20 protein-coding genes, 1 tRNA gene and 2 pseudogenes are annotated in these 24614 nt (G+C 69.9%); 14 read left to right on the top strand and 9 right to left on the bottom strand.

All coding sequences use genetic code 11. The features are described 5' to 3' along the window. Positions 1-9 precede the first annotated feature (9 nt). Positions 10-474, top strand: coding sequence for an NUDIX hydrolase (locus LGI35_RS20600; RefSeq protein ID WP_227295281.1), 465 nt, complete (start codon positions 10-12; stop codon positions 472-474). A gap of 10 nt (positions 475-484) precedes the next feature. Further along, a complete protein-coding gene (locus tag LGI35_RS20605; RefSeq protein ID WP_227295282.1) occupies positions 485-862 on the top strand; it encodes a hypothetical protein in 378 nt (125 codons plus the stop codon). A 489-nt stretch (positions 863-1351) separates the two neighbouring features. Here LGI35_RS20605 and LGI35_RS20610 read toward each other — a convergent pair whose 3' ends face one another. Further along, positions 1352-1708 (bottom strand): hypothetical protein, encoded by a 357-nt coding sequence (locus tag LGI35_RS20610; RefSeq protein ID WP_227295283.1) that lies wholly within the window; start codon positions 1706-1708, stop codon positions 1352-1354. Positions 1709-2091: 383 nt separating this feature from the next. Beyond that, positions 2092-2307, bottom strand: a pseudogene (locus tag LGI35_RS20615) (IS5/IS1182 family transposase); the annotation flags it as partial. A gap of 181 nt (positions 2308-2488) precedes the next feature. On the opposite strand from LGI35_RS20615, the gene LGI35_RS20620 reads away from it, so the two are divergent. After that, the gene (locus tag LGI35_RS20620) at positions 2489-3511 is read left to right on the top strand and encodes a RelA/SpoT domain-containing protein (protein ID WP_227295284.1); all 1023 of its coding nucleotides are present in this window, start codon (positions 2489-2491) and stop codon (positions 3509-3511) included. 262 nt (positions 3512-3773) lie between these two features. Here the strand turns inward: LGI35_RS20620 and LGI35_RS20625 are convergent. The 3 genes and pseudogenes from LGI35_RS20625 to LGI35_RS20635 form a co-directional block, all read right to left on the bottom strand. Further along, positions 3774-3892, bottom strand: a tRNA-Ser gene (locus tag LGI35_RS20625). 847 nt (positions 3893-4739) lie between these two features. After that, positions 4740-5039 (bottom strand): annotated as a pseudogene (locus LGI35_RS20630) (tyrosine-type recombinase/integrase); the annotation flags it as partial. Between the two features lie 302 nt (positions 5040-5341). After that, a complete protein-coding gene (locus LGI35_RS20635) occupies positions 5342-5944 on the bottom strand; it encodes an SMI1/KNR4 family protein (protein ID WP_227295286.1) in 603 nt (200 codons plus the stop codon). Positions 5945-6557: 613 nt separating this feature from the next. Between LGI35_RS20635 and LGI35_RS20640 the strand changes: the two genes are divergently transcribed. Then, on the top strand, positions 6558-7721 hold the full coding sequence (locus tag LGI35_RS20640) for an NAD(P)/FAD-dependent oxidoreductase (RefSeq protein WP_423835772.1): 1164 nt from the start codon (positions 6558-6560) through the stop codon (positions 7719-7721). A 424-nt stretch (positions 7722-8145) separates the two neighbouring features. Here LGI35_RS20640 and LGI35_RS20645 read toward each other — a convergent pair whose 3' ends face one another. Continuing rightward, positions 8146-9210 (bottom strand): Lrp/AsnC family transcriptional regulator, encoded by a 1065-nt coding sequence (locus LGI35_RS20645; protein ID WP_227295291.1) that lies wholly within the window; start codon positions 9208-9210, stop codon positions 8146-8148. 125 nt (positions 9211-9335) lie between these two features. Between LGI35_RS20645 and LGI35_RS20650 the strand changes: the two genes are divergently transcribed. The 5 genes from LGI35_RS20650 (at position 9336) to LGI35_RS20670 (ending at position 14423) form a co-directional block, all read left to right on the top strand. After that, positions 9336-10799 (top strand): MFS transporter, encoded by a 1464-nt coding sequence (locus tag LGI35_RS20650; protein ID WP_227295292.1) that lies wholly within the window; start codon positions 9336-9338, stop codon positions 10797-10799. Positions 10800-10855: 56 nt separating this feature from the next. Further along, positions 10856-12055 (top strand): M20 metallopeptidase family protein, encoded by a 1200-nt coding sequence (locus LGI35_RS20655; RefSeq protein ID WP_227295294.1) that lies wholly within the window; start codon positions 10856-10858, stop codon positions 12053-12055. A 404-nt stretch (positions 12056-12459) separates the two neighbouring features. After that, a complete protein-coding gene (locus LGI35_RS20660; RefSeq protein ID WP_227295295.1) occupies positions 12460-12723 on the top strand; it encodes a hypothetical protein in 264 nt (87 codons plus the stop codon). Between the two features lie 473 nt (positions 12724-13196). Then, entirely contained in the window at positions 13197-13400 is a 204-nt protein-coding gene (locus LGI35_RS20665; protein WP_227295297.1) for a hypothetical protein, read from the top strand. A gap of 174 nt (positions 13401-13574) precedes the next feature. Then, the gene (locus tag LGI35_RS20670) at positions 13575-14423 is read left to right on the top strand and encodes an alpha/beta fold hydrolase (RefSeq protein ID WP_227295299.1); all 849 of its coding nucleotides are present in this window, start codon (positions 13575-13577) and stop codon (positions 14421-14423) included. Positions 14424-14703: 280 nt separating this feature from the next. Here the strand turns inward: LGI35_RS20670 and LGI35_RS20675 are convergent, their stop codons facing one another. Then, on the bottom strand, positions 14704-15000 hold the full coding sequence (locus LGI35_RS20675) for a hypothetical protein (protein WP_227295301.1): 297 nt from the start codon (positions 14998-15000) through the stop codon (positions 14704-14706). 204 nt (positions 15001-15204) lie between these two features. On the opposite strand from LGI35_RS20675, the gene LGI35_RS20680 reads away from it, so the two are divergent. After that, entirely contained in the window at positions 15205-15372 is a 168-nt protein-coding gene (locus LGI35_RS20680) for a hypothetical protein (RefSeq protein ID WP_227295302.1), read from the top strand. A gap of 15 nt (positions 15373-15387) precedes the next feature. Here the strand turns inward: LGI35_RS20680 and LGI35_RS20685 are convergent, their stop codons facing one another. Continuing rightward, positions 15388-16755 (bottom strand): FAD-binding oxidoreductase, encoded by a 1368-nt coding sequence (locus LGI35_RS20685; RefSeq protein WP_227300405.1) that lies wholly within the window; start codon positions 16753-16755, stop codon positions 15388-15390. Between the two features lie 290 nt (positions 16756-17045). Between LGI35_RS20685 and LGI35_RS20690 the strand changes: the two genes are divergently transcribed. After that, positions 17046-18218, top strand: a complete 1173-nt coding sequence (locus LGI35_RS20690) for a sulfite oxidase (protein ID WP_264484680.1) — start codon at positions 17046-17048, stop codon at positions 18216-18218. Between the two features lie 72 nt (positions 18219-18290). On the opposite strand, the gene LGI35_RS20695 is transcribed toward LGI35_RS20690, so the two are convergent. After that, positions 18291-19538 (bottom strand): globin domain-containing protein, encoded by a 1248-nt coding sequence (locus LGI35_RS20695; RefSeq protein ID WP_227295304.1) that lies wholly within the window; start codon positions 19536-19538, stop codon positions 18291-18293. A gap of 127 nt (positions 19539-19665) precedes the next feature. On the opposite strand from LGI35_RS20695, the gene LGI35_RS20700 reads away from it, so the two are divergent. The 3 genes from LGI35_RS20700 to LGI35_RS20710 are packed head-to-tail and all read left to right on the top strand — an operon-like array spanning position 19666 to position 24496. After that, positions 19666-21948, top strand: a complete 2283-nt coding sequence (locus LGI35_RS20700; RefSeq protein WP_227295307.1) for a serine/threonine protein kinase — start codon at positions 19666-19668, stop codon at positions 21946-21948. Continuing rightward, positions 21945-23183: a hypothetical protein gene (locus LGI35_RS20705; protein WP_227295309.1), complete on the top strand. Its 1239-nt coding sequence runs from the start codon at positions 21945-21947 to the stop codon at positions 23181-23183. Before LGI35_RS20700 ends, LGI35_RS20705 begins: the two co-directional genes overlap by 4 nt. Next, positions 23180-24496 (top strand): extracellular solute-binding protein, encoded by a 1317-nt coding sequence (locus LGI35_RS20710; protein ID WP_227295311.1) that lies wholly within the window; start codon positions 23180-23182, stop codon positions 24494-24496. Before LGI35_RS20705 ends, LGI35_RS20710 begins: the two co-directional genes overlap by 4 nt. Positions 24497-24614: the final 118 nt, after the last annotated feature.

Genomic DNA, 24614 nt, shown 5'->3' on the forward strand with positions numbered 1-24614 from the left:
CTTCCTCCTATGCTCCTGTACATGAGTAACAGCGCCCAGGAAGGCCAGTCAACGCCACTGCACTCCGTGTCCGTAGCCGGAGTGGTGGTCCGCGATGACGGCCGACTGTTGGCGATCCGCCGCGCGGACAACGGTCACTGGGAACTTCCCGGTGGTGTGCTCGAACTCGAAGAGACGCCGGAGGCAGGCGTACGCCGTGAGGTCTGGGAAGAGACCGGCATCCACGTCGAGGTAGACGAGCTAACCGGGGTCTACAAGAACACGACCCGAGGCGTCGTGGCCCTGGTGTTCCGCTGCAAGCCCGCGGGCGGTGTCGAGCGAACGTCGAGTGAGTCGACGGCCGTTGAGTGGCTGACGCCCGACGAGGTCACGCAGTACATGGGCGAGGTCTACTCGATCCGGCTCTTGGATGCCCTCGATGGTGCAGGCCCCCATGTGCGGAGCCACGACGGCCGACAGCTCCTCCCCCAGTAGGGCAACAGACATGCCGGCACGTGATGAGCCGCGCCGCGTTCCGAGGCATGCGAACGAGATCCGCGACGTCTACGACCTTCTCGACGAGATCCGCCTGCGCCCAGGGATGTGGGTGCGTGGCAGCTCGCTGCTGCACCTTGATTCGATGCTGATGGGCTACCGCATCGCGCTAAACCCGCACGGTATTGACGCAGACTGGCCCTTCTGGAGTCCGGGAAGCCAAGGCCTCTTCTCCAATTGGCTATGGCAACGGCGTGGCCGTCACAGCGCGTTGGGCTGGGCGGCGGAGATTGAGCGCGAGGCGCAGGCGGTCGGCCAGGAGCCCCTGGACCTGTTCTTCAGCCTGTTCGACGAGTACCGAGCCGAGCACGGCCACCCAGCGCGATAGAACTTTCCCTACTTCATCAAGCACCCGGCTGCGCTCCGCTCCGCCGGGCGGGCTTCCCGGCTCCGCTCGGGGCGCCGCTCCTGCCTTCGGCCCGCTCCGCCCCGGCTGCGCCGACACCCGCCCACTGTGGATAGGCCCGGAGGACATGAGACGAGCACCCGACCATCGCGGCCCACGGTCACAGACGATGCCTCCGGCGGGGGATCGGCCGGCACCGGGTGGGAGGGGGCGCCGTTCCCGGCCGCGGGCACATCGTGGCGAGCGTGGTGGGCTCCCATCCCGTCCACCATCGACCCAGGCAGAGCCGAGCAGACGCGGCCCATGGCGTCCAGGTCGTTCGTACAGTGGCGCGCTCCACCTGGACGCCATGCACCACGCCCGCTCCACAGACGTGTGGGTCGACGGCGGACGGGATGGGAGCTGGGGAGAGTGGTGGGTCAGGGTGGGATGTGATCGCTAACTCTCCCCCCAGTCGCCGAGGACACCTCATCAGGGCCTCAACATGTTGTGTTGAGGATCGAAGCAGACCAGGCCCATGGACTGTGCCAGTGACGCCGCGAAGGCGGAGGCTTCTTCGGCCATGCTGTAGACCATCGGGAAGTAGATGAACGGGCCGCGGGCCTCGCCGATCAAGGGCCCGGTTGACCAGGGCGATGTCTCGTCTTCGTCCTCGGTCAAGTCGCACCAGCGGTCGAGCAGTCCGACGACGTACTTGGCCATACGGTCGGTCGGCGGGTGATCAACGTCTGTGTCGATGTAGTGGTCATAGAGGTCCCGGAAGATCCGTGCGGCAGCCTTGTCGTCCGCAGGTCTCTCGCCTTCCCAAACAGCCAAGTCGTAACTCATGCCCGGGAGGCTCTCACGCGGCACTGACACCCAGTTCAGACCGTGTGGATCTGCTGGCCCACACATGGCCCACGGTCGTGCCCCTCGCGTGCCCGAAAGACCGGGGACTCACGGGGAATCACGGCCACCAACGGGCAGCGCGCATGACGAAGGCCCCCGACCGGTGCTGCTGGTCAGGGGCCTTCAACCTGGGCGGTGGGTGTGGGATTTGAACCCACGGTGACTCGCGCCACGACGGTTTTCAAGACCATCCGGTTACCCGTACCAAAAGGGCCTCTGACCTGCACGGCAGGCCAACCCACGCACGTCACAAGCGTCTTGTTGGCCAGAGGATGGCCACGCGCCCCTTCGAGCGCTCTCCCTCCTGCCCCTTAGACGTCATTTCACTTGGTGAGTCTGCGGTGGCATTTGAGGGTCGCGGCGATGGCGGTGAAGGCCAGGAAGTGTTCCGGCTTGCGCTCGAAGCGGCGGTGCAGGCGTCGGCAGCCGGACAGCCAGGACACGGTCCGCTCCACAAGCCAGCGGTGCCGGCCCAGATGCCGGGAGGACTCGACACCCTTGCGGGCGAGACGGTGCCGGATGCCCCGGGAAGCGAGCCACGTCATGAACATCGGCTTCGCCGCCTGAGCGCCCGACCCGGAGACTGTACAAAAACCCCGCCTCCCAGTGTCCGTATCGACTGGTAGCCGCCGGGCCGTCTCCGCAATCTGCGGAAAGCGCTGAATTGACCGGTGTGATAACCGCAGGCGAGCGTCGGCGCGGCCCTGTACGGTCGCGACCATGAAGAAGTGGGTGGTCCCCGAGAACTCGAAGAAGCGCGTCCGACGCGCAAGCCGGACGATCGGGGAGGGGACGGGTACGCCCGAGGAGATCCGGGAGGCGCGGGAGGTCCTGAGCAACTACCGTCTCGCCCACGCCTTTCCTCTGAACGCGGTGACCACGACCGTGCGGAAGCGAGCGCTCGACGTGAACCCGAACGCCGTCGTGGCCGAGCGCCGGAAGCGCCTGCCCACGATCCTCGACAAGCTGAAGCGCCATCCCACGATGAGCGTGACCACCATGCAGGACTTGGGGGGCTGCCGGGTGGTCTTCGACACCGTCGCCGAGGTGGACAAGTTGGTCAGCATCCTGGAGGAATTGCCACGGAGCAAGAATCACGTCACGAAGGTTTACGACTACCTGCGTGATGAACCGGGGCCGCGCGACTCCGGCTACCGGGGTGTTCACCTGGTGTATGAGTACGGAGCCTCGAAGACGGAATACCACGGCCTGAAGATCGAGCTGCAGGTTCGCACGCAGCTCCAGCATGCCTGGGCGACCGCCATCGAGACCATGGACCTGTTCTCGGGCAGCGAGCTCAAGTACGGGAAGGGCGACGAGGAACTGCTCAGGTTCTTCGTCTTGGTCGGCTCCCTCATGGCGTACGAGGAAGGCACCACTCCAGTACCCAGCGCCGAGGGAACGCGAGAGGAATTGGCGGCCGAGTTGGCGCGCCTGGAGGCGAGCGTCGGCGTTCTGGAGCGGCTACAGGGCTACGCGGCGATCGTGGGTGAGCACGCCAAGACGGACCGCCGGAACACCCTGACCCTCGAGCTCTTGCGGAACGAGGGACAGCTCACCGTGACGGTGCACGAGACGCTGGCCGCCGCAGAGGCCCGGATCACCGAGCTGGAGGCATTGGACGACGAAAACCTGGACGCGGTGCTCATCAACATCGCCCGGATCAGCCAGCTGCGCGACGCCTACCCGAACTACTTCGCAGACACCGGCCGTTTCACCGAGTTCGTCGGGGCGTGCCTTTAGAGGTCGTGAAGGACCTGGCCCCTGGGGCCTCGTGCTGCGCGAGCGAGCAGGAGACCTCTCAACGCCCTTCCGACTATGTGTACGCCCGTTCAGAGACGTCCGCGCGGGTCCGAACGCCAGCTCAAAGGCGGTACGGGTACGGCAGCGAACCATGACGGCCATGGGCGCACTGAACAAAGACCAGAACAACGTGCGCCCCCAATGCGCCTGGTCAGCCACATGGTTGAGCATCGCAGCTATCCCTAACCTCTGACCTGCTACGCGGTGGGTGTGGGATTTGAACCCACGGTGACTCGCGCCACGACGGTTTTCAAGATCGCTCCAAGCTTGACTCGCCCATTGAGACTCCACCGACCGCGATGTCCACTGACCCGACCCACCTCACTCGGCATGCGCGTTTTCCAGCCATAGTTCGCTTGGATTTACTGCAAGCTCTGCAAACTCTGCGAACTCCGCGAACTCCGCGAAAGCCCTCTGATCTGCCAACTAGCCTGGCCTGGCTACGAGGCCAAGGCCGAACGCAACCTAAACGTCCAGGTAGGAACGTTCAACCGGTGGCTGATTAGGCATGGCATTGCAATGCTCAGGAAGTGAGCTTGGATGCCTCCGCAGCACCACTAATCGGCTTCTCAATGTCGACTGCCTTGCCTCAGCGAGAGGCCACCATGGCACTGAACATCAGAGAGCCCATCACGCAGCACAAGCTTCCCAACGAGGGCTGCGTGATGGGCAATGAGCCTGCTGGAGGCCCAGAATGAGTTTGACCCGAGCGCCATGGGATCTGTCAAACCTTGCCCCTCAACCGTGGGTCATCACAGTCATCGCGGTCTTGGTCATCGCATGGCGCCCGTTCGCAGAAGCAGTCGACGCGTACGTCGGCGCAGCGTCTGTTGTCGCACTGATCGTCAGTTGCGGTACGGCGGTGAAGTCCCGCAACCTTCGCGACAGCCCATGCTTCCCAGCATCTGCATAGAGCACGACTTGCCTGGTCCCGTGCCACTCTCGTGCCAGAACAGACGGGTACTCACGGGAACTCAGGAGGAACAGCGGCGTAGACCGCTGCTCTTGACCCTTGGCCACGCCTCGCAGGTCACACGGATGATCGCCCAACCTCGCTCCTAAAGCGGGTGTCGCAGGTTCGAATCCTGCCGGGGGCACCAGCCAAAAGGCCACCTACCGATCTTGGTAGGTGGCCTTTGACATCTACGTCTGACATCAACGGGGGCGGTCACTGACGACCGGGACGCTTCCTGAGCAGCCGGTCCATGTGGCTCATGGCCTCGCGCTGGGTGTCCTGGACGACGTGCGTATAGACGTCCATGGTGATGCTGATCTGTGAATGCCCGAGGATCTCCATCACGACGCGGGGCGCGACTCCGGCCGCCGTGAGAAGGGTGGCCGTGCCGTGCCGGGCGTCGTGGAGACGAACGACCCGGATGCCGGCCGACTGGGCGACGCGCGTGAACGAGCGGTACACGTTGCGCGGCTCGACCGGGCGTCCGGTGCGAGTGGTGAAGACGTAGTCCGACCCGGTCGCCCAGGTCAGCCGTGCTCCTCCTCGGCGGCTACCTCCTCGGCGGCTACCTCCTCGCCGACAGCCTGCTCGCGCCCGTCATCGACACCGCCGTCAAGTAGCCCGGCCGAAAGGAGATCCTTTGCGCTCTGAGCCGGGCTGTCTAGTCCCAGTTGATGTGCGACGTTTTGGTCCCAGGTGATGCCTGACGGTGGACTTGGTCAAACGGCCCACATTGCCGTGCCCGTGGCTCTGATCCGCCACTGCAACGTGACCGGCCGCTCCAGGTAGGAGCGCGCTCATCCCTTCCGAGGCGATCAGAACTCTTCGGTGACGCTGCCGTCCGGGTGGATCCGTTGGAAGGTGACCATCCCGGTCTTCCGTTGGGCCTCGTACCACGGCACGAGATGCGCCCACTGCTGCATCTCGCCTTGCGCCACATCCCGCAGCCAATCGGTGAAGCATGCTTCCTCACGCAGAGGAACATCACCGTTGGAGCCTTCGTTGTATGCCCAGACTTCGGGGTCCGGATCTGAGCCGCGCAGGAACCAGAACTGGTAGCCCTGGTGCATAAAGAACACACGGTCCGAAGTCGCCAGTTCGAAGGGTGAGCCGTTCTCCGCAAGAAGCTCCTGCGCCGCCTGCCACAGCCCCATCACATCAGGGTGGTAGACATCGCTGCCACGGAAGAGCCGACCCGCACCGCCGCCCATCACAGACAGAAACGACCGATAGGCCTCGCTCAATGACGCGGGTTGATCGTCTTCGACCTCGCGAATGACTTTGACCGTCAGCGGACGCAGGTCCTCACGCCGGGCGGTCGTGCCATCAGTCACCGTGGCCGCGATCGCTTGGATGCGGGCAAGAGGCGAGAGCTCCACCCAATCAGCGGGCCACTGCGGTGCCTGCCACTCCTCCACCGCAGGTGGCTTCTTTCGGCGCGACAACCAGCCCACTGTCCCCCCCCAAGCTGGATAGCTCCCTCCGTGTGAACGGAGCGGTCCCAGGAGTATCCGCTACATGCCGTGCCGTGCGACACCAGTCTCAGTCTTCTCAAAACTCGCGGCCACAGACACTGTCAACCATCAGCTGGGATCGAGGTGTCAGGCATCTACCGGGACCGGACAGCGCTCTGAGCCGGGCAGCGCGATAGAACTTTCTCTACTTCATCAAGGCCCGCGCACAGCGCGGGCGCGCGCCGCCTCTGCGGCGCGGCCTGCCTCCTGTCTGCGCCCCGGCTGGCCGCGCCCGGCGGCGCGCTGCGTGCATGCGGGCAAGGTCGGGACGTCATCCGCGGGCACAAGATGATGCCTCCGGCGGGGGATCGGCCGGCACCGGGGGTGGAGGGGCCATCGTTCCCGTCCACGGGCTCATTGTGGCGTGCGTTGGGGGCTCCCATCCAGTCCGCCGTCGACCCAGGCAGAGCCGAGCAGACGCGGCCCATGGCGTCCAGGTCGTTCGTACAGTGGCGCGCTCCACCTGGACGCCATGAACCACGCCCGTTCCACGGTGTGTGGGTCGACGGCGGACGGGATGGGAGCTGGGGTGAGTGGTGGGTTGCTGCGAGCTGGGAGGGGGAAGAGCGCGTTCGTGAAGCCTGAACGAGTTGCTGTCGTCGGAGTAGGCGTCCTCGGAGCCAGCGTGGGCTGGAACCTGTCCCGGCGCGGCGTCAAAGTGGTCTTCATCGACGCAGGCCAGCCAGGTGAAGGAGTCACCAACTGGTCCTTCTCGTGGGCCAATGCCAGCAACAAGACGGTGCGCAAGTCCTACTTCGACCTGAACGTCGCGGGTATGGAAGCGCACCGTGAGCTTGCCAGGACCATCGGGCCGGACTCCTGGTGGTACCCCAACGGACACCTGCGCTGGGCAGCCGATCCCACAGCAGAGAGACAGCTCCTGAAAACAGCGGAGCTGCTGGCTAGCTGGAACTACAAGGTCGAAGTGTGCACGGGGGCCGAGGTGCGCCGTCGCCTCGAACCTGCTCTCACGATGCCCGACGACATTCCCGTCGTGTTCTACCCCGACGAAGCCTGGGTGCACGGACGTCATCTCGTCAGCCGCCTGGTGAGCAAGGCCGTCGCATCCGGCGCCGAGCACCGATTCGGCACCACAGTCCGTGACATCAGCACCGGTGCCGACGGGAGCATCCGGTCAGTTGCTCTGTCCGACGGGAGTCGTCTCGATGTCAACATCGTCGTGAACGCGGCGGGCCCCGACGCTGCCGACGTGGCCGAGCTCGTCTCGCGGCAATTGCCGATGCGCCGGGAACCCGGCGTCGTCACGCGGATCGGCTGTGCTCAGGTCCCGGTTCGCCGGGCCATGCACGCTCCTCACATCGAGATCCGTCCTGACGGAAAATCTTCGGTAGTCCTCCACAGCCGCGAGATCGACGCACTCATCGACACCGGCGAAGATCCGTCGGAACTCGCAGGGCTGCTCCACGAATCGGCGCGACAGGTCGTTCCCGATCTCGGCAGCGGTCGCATCGCACAGACATGTGTGGCCAACCGACCGATCCCAGCCGACGGATTCCCCTCGGTGGGAGCAGTGCCGTCTGTGCCGGGCTACTACGAAGCCGTCTCCCATAGCGGCATCACACTCGGGCCGGTAATCGGCCGCCTTCTTGCTTCGGAGATCCTCAGCGGGGAGAGAGACAAGATGCTTGCGGACTTCCACCCCGAACGGTTCACCCCGTGACAGTCCGGGCCATCGCCACCAGTACGCGATGGTGGTCGGCGCCGCGCTGGGCCGTCTCTGGGCCGTGGAAGGACGCTCAGCGATGACCAACGATGACAACCGCCCACGGCTCAAAAGCAGGTCACACCGCTGATCAACTACGCGTCCGCTGGCGAAAGTACCGCTGTCCAAGTTGAGGAACTCCAGAGATCGGCACTGGATGGCCGCCATGACCTCCAACGCACGCCCTCTGCCAGCGACGCGCCCTCTGGACGCCATGAACCACGCCCGCTCCACCGTGTGTGGGTCGACGGCGGTCGGGATGGGAGCTGAGGAGAGGGCTGAGGTGAAGCAGCAGGTGCGGGCGCGCACGCCGCGTTGTCCACGGTGGAACTCGTCCGCATAGTCCTTCATCTCCATCGGCGGTCTTCTGGCCTCCTCCGGATCAAGCAGATCCAGTATCAGCGTGTCCACCGCTCAGGGGGAGGCCCCGGGATTCGCCGACCGTGCGGCGCAGCCGCCCCGACGCATCGAGCAGCCGGCCGACCCGTTTCACCGACCGCATCCCCACCAGACGGTCGACCAGCTGCAGATCCGGCAGTTTCTCCAGCAGGATCCGCTCCAGCCGGTGCACATCCGCGATGGTGGGCAGCCAGAAGGAGGCACACAGGTCCGCATCCCCCACCACGGTGGCCACCAGCCGTATCCCCGGAAGCTGTGCCAGGGCGCGGCCGGTGGCCTCCATGCGGTCGGCTGGCACCCGGACTGTGACGGCGAGAAAGACGGGCCGGCCCGCCGCCTCCGGGGCGAGGTCGCAGCGCAGCGCGAGGCGTCCCGACTCCAACAGGGCGCGCAGTTTGCGGCGTACGGTCGGCTCGCTGGCCCCCGCCCGCTCAGCGAGCACCGTATAGGGCATCCGGCCGTCCTCGGCCAGGAGGTCGGTGATCCGTTCTCCGAGCGGGTCCGCACGGCCGGGCGAGGGGCCGGCCAGGGCGGCCCTGGGTCCGGCCTTGGTGCTGAGCACACGAGCCTGCTCGCGGGTGAGGGCCTGAAGCCGCCACCGGCTTCCCTCGGTGAAGAACCCGGTGACCCAGAGCGTCCGGAACGGCAGCAGCCCGTCGAGGGCCGCAAAGCGGCCGAGCAGGTAATCGACCAGGGCCTCACGGTCGGCGGTCGCGACGAACAGCACCAGATCGCCGCTGCCGGAGACGATTTCGACGGCGATGCACTCAGGATGGGCGGCGAGCTCCGCAGCAAGCGCGGCCATCCGCGCAGGCAGACAGCGGGCGACCACCATCGCGACCGCCGGGTCGTCGGGGTTCTTGGGCCCGTACGGCCGGTACCCGGTGACCCAGGCCAGTCCACCCTCGTTGAGCCGCGCCCAGCGCCGGGCCACCGTCGCAGGGCTCACTCCCAGCACCTCGCCGACCAGGCTCCAGGGTGCGCGCGGATGGATCTGCAGCGCGTGGACCAGTTGCAGATCGGTTTCGGACCAGTCGACGGATTCCATCACTGGAAAGCCTAGCAATGACGGATTGGCGACAGAACCGGGCTGGATTTGCCGGAGAGTCCGACGCTGTTCGCCAATCAGCGACTGGCTGACCGCCCCACTGCCACCTCGGAGCGAGGATCGCGATGACCCAGAGTTCCCCACACCTGTCCGCGCACCCACCGCAGACGCCCCGACCGGCTGTGGTCGTGGTCGGCTTCATGGTGCTTCTCGAACTGGTCAGCGGTATCGACCAGGGCATGTTCCCCGCGCTGCTGCCCACTATCGGCCGGCACTACGGCATCACCCCCGGCGCCGTCACCTGGGTGTCCGCGGTCCCGCTGCTGGGCGCCGCGGTGACCGTGCCCGTGCTCGCCAAGTTTGGCGACATGTACGGCCACCGGCGCATGCTGCGCATCGCGGCGGTCTGCACCCTGGCCGCGAGTCTCGTTCTGGTGCTGGCGCCGAACTACCCGCTGTTCCTGGTCGGCCGTCTGCTGCTGGCCCCGATGGCGGCCTGGCTTCCGCTGGAGATCGCCATCGTCAGCGACCGGCTGAGCGGCGTAGCCGCCCGCCGCGGCATCGGGCTGATGGCCGGCTCGCTATCACTCGGCGTCGCGCTGGGCGGACTGGTCGGCGGCTATCTGCAGGACCTGACCGGCGAGTTGGCCGTCACCCTTGCCTTCCCAACGGTGATGATCGCCCTTTGCTGCCTGGTGACGCAGTTCCTGATCCCGGAGTCCGCGTCCCGCGCCGCGCGCCGCATCGACACCGCGGGCTTTGTCGGCATCGGCATCGGCCTGCTCTTCCTGCAGTTCGGGCTGATGGCCGTCCAGGCCAAGGGCTGGGGCTCGCCCCTGGTCGTCGTCCCGCTCGTGGTGAGCACTGTCGTCCTGGTCCTGTGGGCCCGCTGGGAGCTCCGTGCGCCGGAGCCGGCCATTGACCTCCGGATGCTGGCACACCGCAGGATGTGGCCGGTGCAGCTCGGCGCGGTGCTCTTCGGCATGGCGTTGTTCGGCAACCAATCCTCGCTCACCACCTTTCTCGGCGCCCAGCCGGAGAAGGCGGGATACGGACTGGGCCTGAGCGCGCTGGCCATCGGCTGGGTCACGCTCCCCTCCGCCGCGCTGTGCATGGTCGGCGCTGCGGCCAACAGCCGGGTCGCCTCCCGGATCGGGCTGCGCGGCTCCCTCTCGCTCGGCGGAGTACTGGTGGCGGCGGGCTTCCTCGCCTTGACAGTGGCGCATGCCGATCGCGTCGAGGTGACTGTCTCGACCAGCGTCTTCGGCCTGGGCTTCGGCCTGCTGCTCGCAGCGATGCCCGCGCTGGTGGCCGAGGTCGCGCCTGCCGGTACGACCGGGATCGCCGCAGGCGTGTACAACACTGTCCGGGTGCTGGGCGGCTCCGTCGTCGCCGGGGCCTTCTCCGTCGTGCTCGGCACCATGGTGCTGACCCGCACCAGGATCCCCACCGAGCAGGCGTACCAGGTCATCTGGATCGGCTGCGCGGTGATGGGGCTGTTGATAACCCTCCTCACCGCCTCCACCCGGCGCAGCGCAGGCGACGCCGCCGAGCCCCGGCCCGCGGCGCCGGCTGTCACCCTCGGATGACCCACCGTCAGAACTCCTCCGTACCAGACAACCGCACCATTTCGAAGGAAGCTCCCATGACACTGCGCGACGAGGCCCAGGCACTGCTGCCCGAACTCACCGAACTGCGCCATGGGCTGCACCGCGAGCCGGAGATCGGGCTCCAGCTGCCCCGAACCCGTGAGAAGGTGCTCGCTGCCCTCGATGGGCTGCCGCTGGAGATTCACGAGGGCAAGGGCCTGAGCTCCATCACCGCCGTCCTGCGGGGATCCCGGCCCGGCCCGGCCGTGCTGCTGCGCGGTGACATGGACGCGCTTCCCCTGCAGGAGCTCGCCGATGTGCCCTATGCCTCCGTGGTCGATGGGTCGATGCACGCCTGCGGGCACGACCTGCACACCGCGATGCTCGTCGGTGCTGCGAAGCTGCTCTCGGCCCGGGCGCTGGAGCTCGCCGGATCCGTGGTCTTCATGTTCCAGCCCGGAGAGGAAGGCTGCGACGGCGCGGGCGCGATGCTCGCCGAGGGGCTGCTGGACGTGGCCGGCGTCCCGGTCATCGCCGCCTACGCGACCCATGTCCACACCAACCTCCCCGCCGGATTGGTCGTCTCCCGGCCGGGGACGGCGACCGTGGCGGGCTCCGCCATTCACATCGTGCTGCGGGGGCGCGGCGGCCACGGTTCGATGCCGCATCAGGCGGCCGACCCGGTACCCGCCGCCGCCGAGATCGTCACCGCCCTGCAGAGCATGGTGACCCGCACCACCGACGCCTTCGACCCGGTGGTGCTCAGCGTCGGCGTGCTGCGCGCCGGTACCGCGGTCAACATCATCCCGGACTCCGCAGAGATCGGCATGACCCTGCGCACCTGCTCGGACCATATGCAGGAGGAGGTGCTCGGGCGGATACGCCGACTGTGCGAGCACATCGCGCTGGCGCACGGCCTGACCGCCGAGGTCGAGATGGAGTGGGGCTTCCCCGCCACGGTCAACGACGCGGACGAGGTCGCCTTCGCCGAGTCCGTCACCGCCGAGCTCTTCGGCGCCGACCACTGGCTCACCGCCCCTCAGCCCACCATGGCCTCGGAGGATTTCTCCCGGATACTGGCTGTAGTCCCGGGTGCCTTTCTGTTGCTCGGCGCCTGCCCGCCCGGCACCGCCGACCCGGCCTCCGCCGTGCCGAACCACTCTCCGCACGCCCGCTTCGACGACTCCGCCCTCCCGGTCGGCGCCGCGCTGCTGGCCGGCCTCGCCCAAGCCCGGCTCGACCGGGCAGGCCGCTGATCACTGACCGGGTGACGTCGGCGGCATCCGGCCGGAACATGATCCACAGCGCAGTGCCGGGCGCGGGCGGGGACAGTCGCCGACCGACCCGGGCCGCCAGGAGGGTATTCGTAGATCTGCGACACCCCATGACTGACATCATCGGCTGACATCAACGAAGCCGGACGGTTGCGCACACCAGCGTCCCGGTTAGGCCGTCGTATCAGTCGCCCAGGGCCGCCATGTCGAACCCCGCTAGAACTCCTAAAGCGGGTGTCGCAGGTTCGAATCCTGCCGGGGGCACCGACAGAAGGGCCAGTTCGGAGGCTTGATCCTCTCGAACTGGCCCTTTCGCGTGATCGCGGCCGTGCCACGCCCGCGCCACCACGTCGCGGCGTCTCCTTGCTGTTTGCCAGTCCGGGGTCGTGCGCATTTCCCAGGACACCGCCGGTGTTCCGGGCGCCGCCGAGACCGATGACCTCTTCGGCGCCCAGGTCCGGATCGCCGACTACAACAACGGCAAGGCCGATCTGGCGGTGACCGCCTCCTTCGAGAACGACCGCAGCGGCGGCCTGTGGACCCTCCCGGGTACTTCGTCCGGCCTCACCGGTTCCGGTTCCAAGTCCCTCAGCTCCGCCGACTTCGGCCTCGCGAGCGGATCACGGCTCGGGGAGACGCTGCTCGACTGAGCCAGGCGAACGTCTCCGTTCGGGCACCGACCTGTGGGCTCCACACGGTCCCCCAGCGAACCAGTGGCTCTCCGTTCCCTCCGAGCGGGAGGGCGGGCGATGGCCGGCGGACCTGTCGGACGCTGTGGAGGTGTGGCGGTCGACAGGTCCGGTGGCGCTGGGCCGACCGGCCGAGCCCTTGGAGGCCTGCCCGGTGCCCGAGCTGCTCCGCTGACAACCAGCGCTGACATCAACGCCCCCGCGCGACGGCGTCACACAGCAGCCACGTACGGCATTGACGCACGAGGCTGACCCTGCCCACACCGCTCGAGCAGGCGGTCGCCTCCGCCCCGTCCGGCGTCGGCGGGGTCGTGGCGTCTGCCTGCCACGACTCGCAGGTTTGCTGACCGTCACCCATCCTGGTAATAGGGCGTCCCTGACATGAGCCCGGTCATCCGAAGCGCCGAACCAGGGACACTCCAGAGGAGAAAGCCATGCGTATACGACGACTGCTAGGCCTCGCCCTCGCCACAGCAAGCCTCGCCGGCGCGAGCGCCGTCGGCGCCGCTCAGGCAGCGACGTATCCGGCCATCTCGTCCGAACAGTGCACGGCACAGGGTGGAACGGTCAACCCGGGCGGCCCCTACCGCGGCCCCACGTGCAACTTCCCCGACGGGCACTCGGAAAGCATTACCTGAGCGCGCCGGACCGGATGAGCGGGGCACGGCGGCCCTGACGTCATGGAGCATCGCCCCGCGTACAGATGACCTTTGACGGTCTGGACTACCCGACCGGACGGCGTCGTGCCCTTACAGCATGCTCTCAGTGGCGCAGAGACCCCGAAGGGCACCGGACACGCCAGACTCATCGGCATGGACGAGACAGTGCTGACGGAAGACGGGGTCCGGCTCTGGGCGGTTCGGAGTGGTGCGGGCGCACCCGTGGTGTTCTGTCATGGCGGGCCAGGGTTGTGGGACACCCTTGAGGATGTGGCTGAGCTGCTGTCGGGCCGGGTCACAGTGCACCGCTGGGATCAGCGGGGATGTGGCCGGTCGGAGCGGCGTGGGCCGTACGCGATGGCTCGGTCCGTGGCCGACCTCGACGCCGTCCGCCGGCATTTCGGGCTGGAGCGGATGGCGCTGCTGGGGCACTCGTGGGGCGCCCAACTGGCCTTGCGGTACGCCCTGGAGCATCCCGGCCGCGTGAGCAAGCTGGTCTACGTGTCCGGCACCGGAATCGATCAGGACTCCACCTGGCACGCGGCGTACAAACGGAACCAGCGCGCCAATCTCGGGGCCCACGTGGGGCGTTGGGAGGCGCTGAAGGGCCTGGGAGAGCGTTCCGAGGCGGAGGACCGTGAGTACTCGGTGCTGCAGTGGTCGGCGGACTTCAGCGAACGGGAGCGCGCGATCGAGCACGCCGAGCGCATGGCCACACCCTGGCTCGGCGTGAATTTCGAGTGCAACGCCACCATCAACGCCGAGGGCAAGCGCACTTGGGGAACGACGGCTCTGCGCGCGGCATGCGAGGAGCTCGATGTCCCGACGCTGATCGTGGACGGGGCGGAGGACATTCGGCCGCGCCGGGCCGTGGATTCGCTGGAGCAGGCCCTGCCTCGGGCGTCGCGGAAGGTGTTGCAGGACGCGGGGCATCTTCCGTGGGTCGAGGCACCGGACGGTTTCCGGACGGCGGTGGGCGGCTTCCTCGCCGATCGGCTGTAGCGGTCAGGCCGCCCACGTGGCCGGGTTTCGCCGATCTGCGCGTAGGTCACCGGGGCGCTGCTCGCTGTCGGCCCGTGATACGGGTCATGGCCGAGCGAGCGGTCACCCATCTCAGGGGGGATTGGCAGAAGTCGGCCATCGGCTGTGTCCCGCCAGCACTGTCGCCGCGCCTTGGCCAGGGACGCTCCGAAGCCCGCCCCTGCCCCGGCCCCCATACCCGTCCCCCGTGCCCCGCCCCCGAGCCGCGCCAGTCATCGGGAGCGAGGCGGTTCCCCCTGCCTCACGCGGTCAGGACGTCCTCGTAGCGGGCGTGGGCGACCACCGCGCGCACCGCTTCGTCGACGCTCTCCAGGCCCGAGGAGATCTCGTCCGTGGTGAAGATCCGGCCCGGGCGGACCCGCGCGTAGGCGCTCCAGGTTCCCGTGCGGGAAGAGATGACGTAGCCGACCGGGTAGCCGCCGGGAAGGCCGTCGTCCACGCAGACGTACACCACCTCGGCGGCGTCGCTCCGCTCCACGCTGAGGAAGAGTCCGCGTCCTTTCAGCAGGCGCTCCACAGGGCTGCTCGGTGCTCGCATGTTCCGCTCCTTCCACATGGGCGGCGGCCGTTCCCCGGCCACGGCCGCCGCCGGTCCGGCGCGCCCCGGCCACCGGTGAACTCCCGGGGCTCGATGGGCACTTGCCAACCATCGCGGCACACGCTGCAATGCCGATGAAATTCTGATGATGCGCGCGACGACGCACACAGTGGACGCTCGGTGAGCGTGAGGCGGAGGCGGCGGGTGGGCTACGGCCCTCGTCGGGCGCGGCTGGAGATGGACATCCGCGACCGCCTCAGGAGCGCCTGTGCGGCGGCGGGCCGCCTGTGGGAGGCGGGCCAAGAGTTCCAGGCCGTGCTCGACCTGCCCGGGGACCGTGCGCAGCACTCCCACGGCCCCGGCGGACAGTGACCGGCCGACAAGGCTCTACGCCGCCTGCGCCCCCGCCGGCTCGATGTTCTGGTTGGCGTGGAACAGGTTGTTCGGGTCGTACTTGCGCTTGACCTCCGCCAAGCGGTCGTAGTTGTGGCGGTACGTCGCCTGGACGCGGTCCTCGTGCTCGTCCGCGCCGATGAAATTCACGTAGGCGCCGCCCATCGAGTACGGGTGCAGGTCGTGCCAGTACGCCCTCGCCCACTGCTTGACGGCGTCCGCGTTCGCCGGGTCCGGGTCGATGCCCGCGATGACGCCCGACCAGACCGCTTCCCGGTAGCCCCAGGCCGTCGCGTCCTCGGAGACCCGGGACGCGGCCGCGTTCACCGGGTAGAGGTGCATCGTCGACAGCGCGGTGGGGAGGTTCTCGGCGAACTTGGCGTGCACGTCGATGGCCTCGTCCGTGATGCGGTCGAAGAAGTCACCGCGCCAGTACCACTGCAGGCCCTTGGGGAGCAGCTCGTCGAACATGGTCTGCAGCGCCGGGTACGGCATCGGCGCCGTGAACCGGAAGGCGGGCGGGCCCGCTTCCTCCACCGCCGCGATCGCCTCGTCCGTACGGGCCAGGTCTCCCGTCCAGCACCACACCACCCCGCACATCTTCCTGCCGTGGATCTCCTCGGGGAAGGGCGGACCCGGCGGCACGGTCAGCGCGGCGAAGAAGCCGTTCAGGTCCTCGGGTGCCTGCGGCAGGAACTCCCGGTACCACTGCAGGACTTCGCGTGTCTTCTCGACCGGCCACAGCGTCAGCGCGACACCCACCGTGTGCACCGGATGCAGCTGGAACTGGAACGCGGTGACGATGCCGAAGTTTCCGCCGCCGCCCCTCAACGCCCAGAACAGGTCGGAGTGTTCGGTCTCGCTCGCCGTGACGAAGCTGCCGTCCGCGAGGACCATGTCCACGCTGAGGAGGCTGTCGATCGTCAGGCCGTACTTGCGCGTCAGGTGACCGTGACCGCCCCCGAGGGTCAGGCCGCCGATGCCGGTCGTCGACATGATGCCGGCGGGTATCGCCAGGCCGAACGCGTGCGCCGCGTGGTCGAGGTCACGCAGTTGGCTGCCGCCGCCCACCCAGGCCGTCTTCTGCGCGGGGTCCACGCGCACCCAGCGCATCGGTGACAGGTCGATCGTGACCGCGTCGTCGACGAGGCACATGCCGCCGCCGCTGTGCCCGCCGCCGCGGACGGCGAGTTCCAGTCCGTGGTCGCGGATGAAGTCGACCGCCGTCATGACGTCCGCCGCGTCCGAGCACCGCACCATCGCGGTCGGCTGCCGGTCGATCATCCCGTTGTAGATCTTGCGCGCCTCGTCGTACTCCGGGTCGCCCTGCGCAATGACCGGGCCACGCAGCTCAGTTCGCATCAGGCCGACGACGTCCGTGGCGGTGGGGTCCGTGGCGGCGGGATCCGTGGCAGTGGTGCCAGTGCCGATGTCGGTCTCGTTCATGGCGCTCTCCTCGGCGGGACGCATCGCTGGGCGGACCGCTGTCCCCCCGTCCCGTCCTCCCGCCTCTCGGCGGCCGTCGGTGAGCGGTTCGTGCGCCGACGTGCGGGCACCCCCGTCAGCCACCGACACACCTCGTCGAGCGCCGGCTGACACTTCAAGGATCCGCCCGCCCGGCAGGCCCCGCAATCGCGGAGCACCATGAAGACATGGACGGAGCGGACCAAGCCATGAACGGACCCGGCGGTCTCGGTGGGGTCAGTCGTCCCGGTCGGCTCGCCACCCCCGGCGAAGGCATCACCCCCGATGAACTCGCGCTCGCCGCGCGTAATCACGGCCTCCCGCTCGAAGCCCTCCGCTACGACGTCACCCCGCCCGGCCTGCACTACGTCCTCGTCCACTACGACATCCCGGACGCGAGCGCCGACGACTGGCGGCTCACGGTCGACGGCCTGGTCAGGGCGCCGCTGACCTTCGACCTGGCGGCCCTGCGGTCCCGGCCGGCCGTCACCCGCCGCGTCACGCTGGAGTGCGCGGGCAACGGGCGCGCCCTGCTCACTCCCCGGCCGGTCAGCCAGCCCTGGCTGGTCGAGGCGGTCGGCACCGCGGACTGGACCGGCGTGCCGCTGCGCGTACTCCTCGACGAGGCCGGGGTGGACGACGGCGCCGTCGAGGCCGTCTTCACCGGCGCCGACCACGGGGTCGAGCGCGGCGTCGAGCAGGACTACCGGCGCAGCCTGCCCGTCGAGGTGGCCATGGGCGACGTCCTCGTCGCGTACGCGATGAACGGCGCGCCCCTGCCCCCGCAGCACGGCTATCCGCTGCGGCTCGTCGTCCCCGGCTGGTACGGCATGGCGCAGGTGAAGTGGCTGCGCGGGATCACGCTCGTCGACACCCCCTTCGACGGGTTCCAGCAGGCCGTCGCGTACCGCCTGCGCTGGGCCGCCGACGATCCCGGCGAGCCCGTCACCCGGATCCTGCCGCGCGCCCTGATGATCCCGCCCGGGTTCCCCGACTTCATGTCGCGGGCCCGCGTGGTCCACCCCGGGCCCGTACTCCTCGAAGGCCGGGCCTGGTCCGGGCACGGACCCGTGACCAGGGTCGACGTGACCACGGACGACGGCGCCACCTGGAGCGACGCCACGCTGGACCCGGCGGACAGCGAGCCGACGGACGCAGACCCGACAGACGGAGACCCGTCGCACGGGCACGCGACGGCCTGGCGCCACTGGCACGCCCCGTGGACCGCCGTGCCCGGCACCCACGTCCTCGGCGCCCGCGCCACCGACGCCACCGGCCGCACCCAGCCGCTCACCCAGCCGTGGAACCGCGGCGGCTTCGCCAACAACCTCGTCCAGCGCATCCCCGTCCACTGCCTGTGACGGCCGGTCCGGTCACGCCGGGGCCGCCACCGGGCGACGCCGTCACGGACGACGCCGTCACGGACGAGGCCGTCACGGACGAGGCCGGATCCAGGGAACCTGGCGCTTCATCAGGAACCACTCCGCCGCCGTCTCCGGGCGCTCGCCCGTGTCGTGGTGGGCCAACGGGTCGTGGTGGACGCGGTCGGGCGGTACGCGGTGCAGCATGGCCAGTTGGGTCTCCACCGTGTCGACCATGGCCGGGGGGCCGCTGACGTACACATGCGGCCACTCGGCGGGCGCGTGGCGCAGGCTCTGCGCGGCGGCGTAACGCGTCAGTTCCCGCAGGAGCGTCGCGTCCGCGTCGGGCCGGTCGCGCGCGGGCAGCGCGCCGACCAGGCGCAGCCACGGGTGGGCGCCGCCGAGGAGTTCCAGGACGCCGAGGTCGTACACGTCGTCCTGCGTGCGGGCGCCGATGAGCAGCGTGGCGGTCGCGGAGCCGCGGCGGACGGCGAACTCCTCGATCAGCGCCTTGATCTGCGCCCAGCCCGTCCCCCCGGCGACGAAGAGCAGCTCCCCCTCCGGGGCTTTCGGGAGCGTCGTCGTGCCCAGTGGCGGGCCGAGGCGGACGGTGCCTCCCGGGGCGACCTCGTCGACCAGGGCGCTGCTCAGGAGGCCGCCCTCGACGCGGCGTACGTGGAAGTCGAGGGTGCCGTCGGCGCGCGGGGCGTTCGCGATCGAGTACGGGCGCCAGACCTGCGGCGCCTCGGGGGCCGTCAGCGTCGCGTACTGGCCCGGAACGAAGGGATACGGCCGGTCCGGGCGCACGGTGAGGACGGCGATGTCCTCGGCGCGGCGCGCGTGCCGGAGCACCTCCGCGTTCCACCAGGCCGGTTCCGACTCCGGCACGGACTCCGCCCCGGCGATCATGATCTTGGAGATGAGTTCGTACGCCGCGCGCCAGGCGGCCTCCGTCTTGGGCGTCCAGGCGCTGCCCGAGAAGAACTTCAGGGTCGCTATCAGGCTGCGCCCGACGGCCGGGTAGTGCTCGGTGCGGGCCCCGAACTTGCGGTGGTCGAAGCCGAGCGTGCGCAGGTGGTCGACGAGGGCATCGGTGTCCTCCAGGTTCAGGATCGCCGTGGTCAGCGCGGCGAAGAGGCGGTCGCGCTGCTCTTCCATGCGCTCCGGGAACATGGCCCGTACACCGGGGTTGTGTTTGAACAGATGGGCGTAGAAGTACTTGGTCAGCGCCTCCGCGCGGCGTTCCACGACGGCGAGGCTGGAGCGGATCAGGGCGGGGTTGAGGGCGGCGTACGGTCTCGCGCCGGTACTCGTCGTCACTGGCCGGGGCCTCCATTCCACGATCAGGCCGGAGGCCTACGCTCGGGCGCCATCCGGACGCCGCGCCCCTATCCTGAGGCAGCATGCAGGGGGACGCGGGAGCAACCGGAGAATTCAGGGGCGGCCGATGACGGCGTCCTCCGGTCCGCTGTTCGTGATGCCGTCTCCGGACGGGCCGCGGGACGCCTGGGTCACGCTGCCCGACGAGGGGCCCGATCCGACGGCGCTGCCCGAGGTCAGGCCGCGCGACGACCGGGGCCGGGCCGAGGGCCCCGGTGAAGCCGCCCTGGAACAGGGCGAGTTACTGGCCGGGCAGTATCAGGTCGTACGGCGTCTCGGGCGCGGCGGCATGGGCGACGTGTATCTCGCGCTCGACCGGAAGGTCGACGACCGCGAGGTCGCCGTGAAGACCCTGCGGCCGGAACAACTCGCCCCGCGGCTGGGCTCGTTGGAGGACGAGCGGCAGGCGTTCGCCGACCTCCACCACGAGGGCATCATCCCCGTCTTCAACTACGGCCGCCACGCCCGCGTCGGCCCCTTCCTCGTCCTGCCGTACGTCGACGGGCTCAACCTCGACGAGATCCGTGCGCTGGCCCGGCACGACCCGGACCGGTTCGGCGGCGCCCGCTTCCACGAGTTCGTGCTCGCGTACGGGCTGCGCGTCCTGTCCGCGCTCGACCATCTGCACGCGCGGCCCGGGCCCCGCAAGGTGTACGGCGATCTGAAGCCGCAGAACGTGATGCACGACGGCGCCACCACCAAGGTCATCGACGTGGGGTCCATCCGCGAGGAGGGCGCCCCCGGCCTGACCACCGACGGGTACCGCGCGCCGAACGTGCCCCTCGCCCCGCCCGCCCTGAACGGCGCGTCCGCCCCGCACGACGACCTGTTCAGCCTGGGCGAGACGCTGCGCACGCTGAGCGGACTCGGCGCCGGACCCCACTCGCTGGCCGAACTCGGCGCCCTGGACCGGATGCACGACGGCGACCCGGTGACGGCGCAGGCCGCCGCGCTGACCACGACCCCGGCCCCGGAAGGTCTCGGCCTCGTCTCGCTGGCCCGCGCCCTGCGCCGCGCCACCCGCCCCGAACCGGCCGAGCGGTACGCCGACGCGGACGAGATGGCGGACCAACTGCGCGGAGTCTTCCGGGAATTGAGGTCGCTGCGGACCGGGCAGGAGACCTTCGAGCCGTCGCCGCTCTTCCTGCAGTCGCCGTACGCCCTGGACGGAGCGCTGGGGGTCGCGCCGGTGCTGCCCCGGTGGGCGACTCCCGCCGGGGGCGCCCCGCCCGCCCCGCTGCACGAGCCGCCGTCCGCCGCCGATGTCGCGGCCCGGCTGCCCGTGCCGCGCCCCGACCCGCACGACGCCCACCACGACGGCCTCAGCCGCCTCGCCGACGCCGACCCCGCCGCGCTCCTCCAGCACACCGGCGACTGGCGGGACTCCCCCGAGGTGCGGCTCCTGCGGTGCAGGCTCCGGCTGCGCGTCGCCGTACGGGCCGAACGCGCGGAGGGCGAACGGCCGGACCTGGAATCCGCAGCCGAGGAGCTGCGCGGCGCGGTCGACGGCATCGGGCGCGAACTGTCCCGGCACGACTGGCGCATCGACTGGCACCGCGGCCTCCTCGACCTCGCCAACGACGACGTGGCGTCCGCGCGCGACTACTTCGACCAGGTCTACGGCGCCATCCCCGGCGAGTACGCGCCCAAGCTCGCCCTCGGCCACTGCGCCGAGCGGCTCGGCCACTGGCACGAGGCGCTGACCTTCTACGAGGCCGTACGGCTGCGCAACCCCTCGCTCGGCAGCGCGGCGTTCGGCGCGGCACGGGCCCGCCTCGCGCTCGGCGGCGGCACCCCCGACACGTACGCCATCGAGGCGCTCGACGCGGTGCCGCAGCACTCGCGCCACCGCACCGGCGCGCGCACCGCGACGGTGCGCATCGCTGTCGAGTACGCGACGACGGCCGACGGGCTGCGCACCGCGCTCACCCGCCTCGCCCGCCTCTTCAACGAGCACGGGCTCACCGACGAACAGGCCCGCGTACGGATGAGGGCCGAGGTGTGGGAGGCCGCTCAGCGTCTCGTGGCGGACGGGAAGGTGGGGGCGGAGGCCCTCGGGCGGCTCTCGACGGCGGCGGCCCGGCGCGACCAGGACGCGCGGGACGCGGGCGGACGACTCGAATTCCCGGACGAGGAAACCAAGTTGAGGCGCCAGCTCTCGCAGTTCTACCGGGCACTCGCCCGGCAGGCCGCCCGCTCCGACAGCCCGCACGCCGACGTCGTCGCCGAACGCCTCCTGGACCGCGCCTACTTGGTCAGGCCCCTCGGAATCTGGCACCGCCGAGACCGGTCCCGGCCGCCCTTCCCGCGGCCCTGGCCCACCGGCCGGCGACCGGTGGAGGACCGGTGACGTCCGCGCGGGGGCCGGCCCGGCGAGCAGGGGCGTCGGCGAAGCGTTTCGCGGGCGCCGTGCTCAAGGGCGCGCGCGTGCTGTGGCGGTACGCGTGGGCCGCGCCGTTGCGGGCCACCGACCGACCGGGCCCACGGGCCACGAACCCGCCCCGCAACCGCGCCTACCTCCACGACCGGCTCGTCGCCCTCCCCCTCCTCGCCGCCGTCGCCTTCGCCGGACTCGGCTTCACCGCCACGTCCCTGCGCGACGACTCCGCCGCGATCCGCACCCACATCGCGCCCGCGCTGCGCGACCTGGCCGACGCGCGGACATCGCTGCGGATCGCCCAGCGGGAGGCCGAGGTGAGCCTCGACGCCGGGGACGCCGTCGAGCTGAGCGGACTCACCCCCCGCTACGGCTCCCGGATCGCCGGCGCCGCCCAGGACCTCAGCCAGGTCGCGCGCAGCGGCGCCCTGACCGCGGCCGAGCGCCAGGAACTCGACGTCGTCTCCGGCCTCGTCGACGGCTACGAGCGCTGGATCGCCTGGGCCCAGACGAACGTCTCCGACGAGTCCCTGCGCAAGGCCGGGCTCTCCTACGCCCAGAGCATGCTCTGCTCACCCGATCCCGGCGGCCCCTACGAACCCGCCACCGACCGCTACGCCACCTACCCCCGCTGCGCACCCGTCACCGGCAGCGAGGCGACGACCGTCGTCGACCGCATCTCGGACCTCGAACGCGCCCTGCGCGACCGCCTGGAGGCGCGCGCCGCGCTCGGCCCCGCCGCCGTCACCGCCGCCTCCGTGTCGGCCGTCGCGTTCGTGCTGCTGATCGCCGGCCTGTGGCGCACCCTGCGCTTCCTGCGCATCCGCTTCCGCATCTCGGCCAGCGTGCCGCTCCTCGCCGCCGCGCTGCCCCTGCTCGCCGTGCCCGCGATCGCCCTCGACGCGCTGTACGCGTACGCCGCCCAGGAGGACACCGTGCCGATCGCCCGGAACCTGTACACGGTGACCTCGCCGGACACCGAGGTCGCCGTCGAGGAGCATCGCATCGACCCGACCGCCGGCACCGCCGTCGTCACGCTCGCCGACTCCATGGACGACCTCCTGGACAACGGGCGGCTCGCCGCCGTCGACGGGATGGCCCCCTGGGTGGCGCCCGCCGGCCTGCTCGTCGCCGCCGTCACCGGCGCCACCCTCCACGCCTACCGGCGCGAGTATCTGCTCGTGGGGCGCCCGGGGACCGCCGTATGAGGCGCCGGACCACGGGGCTCCGGCTCGCGCTCGCCGCGTGTCTGCTCGCCCTCGCCGCGCTCACCGGCGGCTGCGCGGGCGGCGACGCGCACCGGACCGTCGTCGTGCTCGGGCCGTGGACCGGGCCCGAGGGTGCCGCGTTCGAGGACGCCCTCGCCCGCCTGTCGCACCACAGCGGTCACCACTACGTCTACAAAGGCACCCGCTCCCTGCGCGAGACCCTCGTCGCGCAGCTGGAGGCCGGCGCCCCGCCCGACGTCGCGATCCTCAACAGCATCGGCGAGCTCACCGAGTACGCGGCCGACGGCAGACTCCGACCGCTGTCCCCTCAGGCCGCCGAACGCGGCTATCCGCCCTGGTCCCCCACCCTCACCCTCGGCGGCAGGCACCGCACCTACTGGGTACCGCTGCGCGTCAACCTCAAGAGCGTGGTGTGGAGCAAGCGCGCCACCGGGACCAAGGCGCCGGACTGGTGCGTGGGCATGGCCGCGCAGGCCACCTCCGGATGGCCCGGCACCGACTGGATCGAGGACATCCTCCTCCACCAGGCGGGCCCCGACACGTACACGCGGTGGGCCACCGGCCGCCTCGACTGGAAGCACGACCCGGCCGTGCGCCGCGCCTTCACGGCCTGGTCCGAGATCCTCGGCCCACGGCCGCCGAAGTCCGTCGAACGCTCCCTGACCATGTCGTTCGAGGGCACACCCGACCCCGAGCACCCGAACGCCCCCAAGCGCGGACTCCTCGGCGGCTCGCTCCCGGGCTGCACCCACGAACACCAGGGCTCCTTCATCCGCTCCCTCTACCCCGGCGCCATGGCCGACAACACCCTGCGTGTGGAGCCGGCCGCCCGGTTCCTGCACGGGCGGGCCGCGTACAAGGACACGTACGAGGTGTCCGGCGACATGGCCGCCGTGCTCACCGACAACCCGGCGGCACAGGACCTCGTGAAGCTCCTGACGAGCGAGGACGGCCGCAGGACCTGGTCGCGGTCCACGGACGCGCATCTGCGGCCCTTCTTCCCCGACGCGACCGACCCCCAGCCCCACGACCCGACCGGCCGGGCCGTCGCCTCGTATCTGACCGACGACGCGGACACCTTGTGCTTCGACGCGTCGGACGTCATGCCGCCTGTGCTGCGCGACGCGTTCTACCGGGCCGTCCTGACCTACTTCCAGGACCCGCGCACGGGGACGCTCGACACGCTCCTCGGCCAGCTGGAGACCGTCCGCAGCCAGATCGCCGGAACGCCTTCGGGCCGGTCAGGACAGGTGCACGCGCCGGACGACATCTGCGCGTCGCCGGGCGGCTAGCGACGTCGGACTCCGGGGACCCTGCGTAGATTTGCCGCAAACATCAGGGGCGCGTCAACCAACTCTCGGGCCACGGCTAGCGTCTTTCCGAACACAATTGCCCGTCCGACCGGAACGG

The sequence above is a fragment of the Streptomyces longhuiensis genome (genome assembly GCF_020616555.1).
Taxonomy (GTDB): Bacteria; Actinomycetota; Actinomycetes; order Streptomycetales; family Streptomycetaceae; genus Streptomyces; species Streptomyces longhuiensis.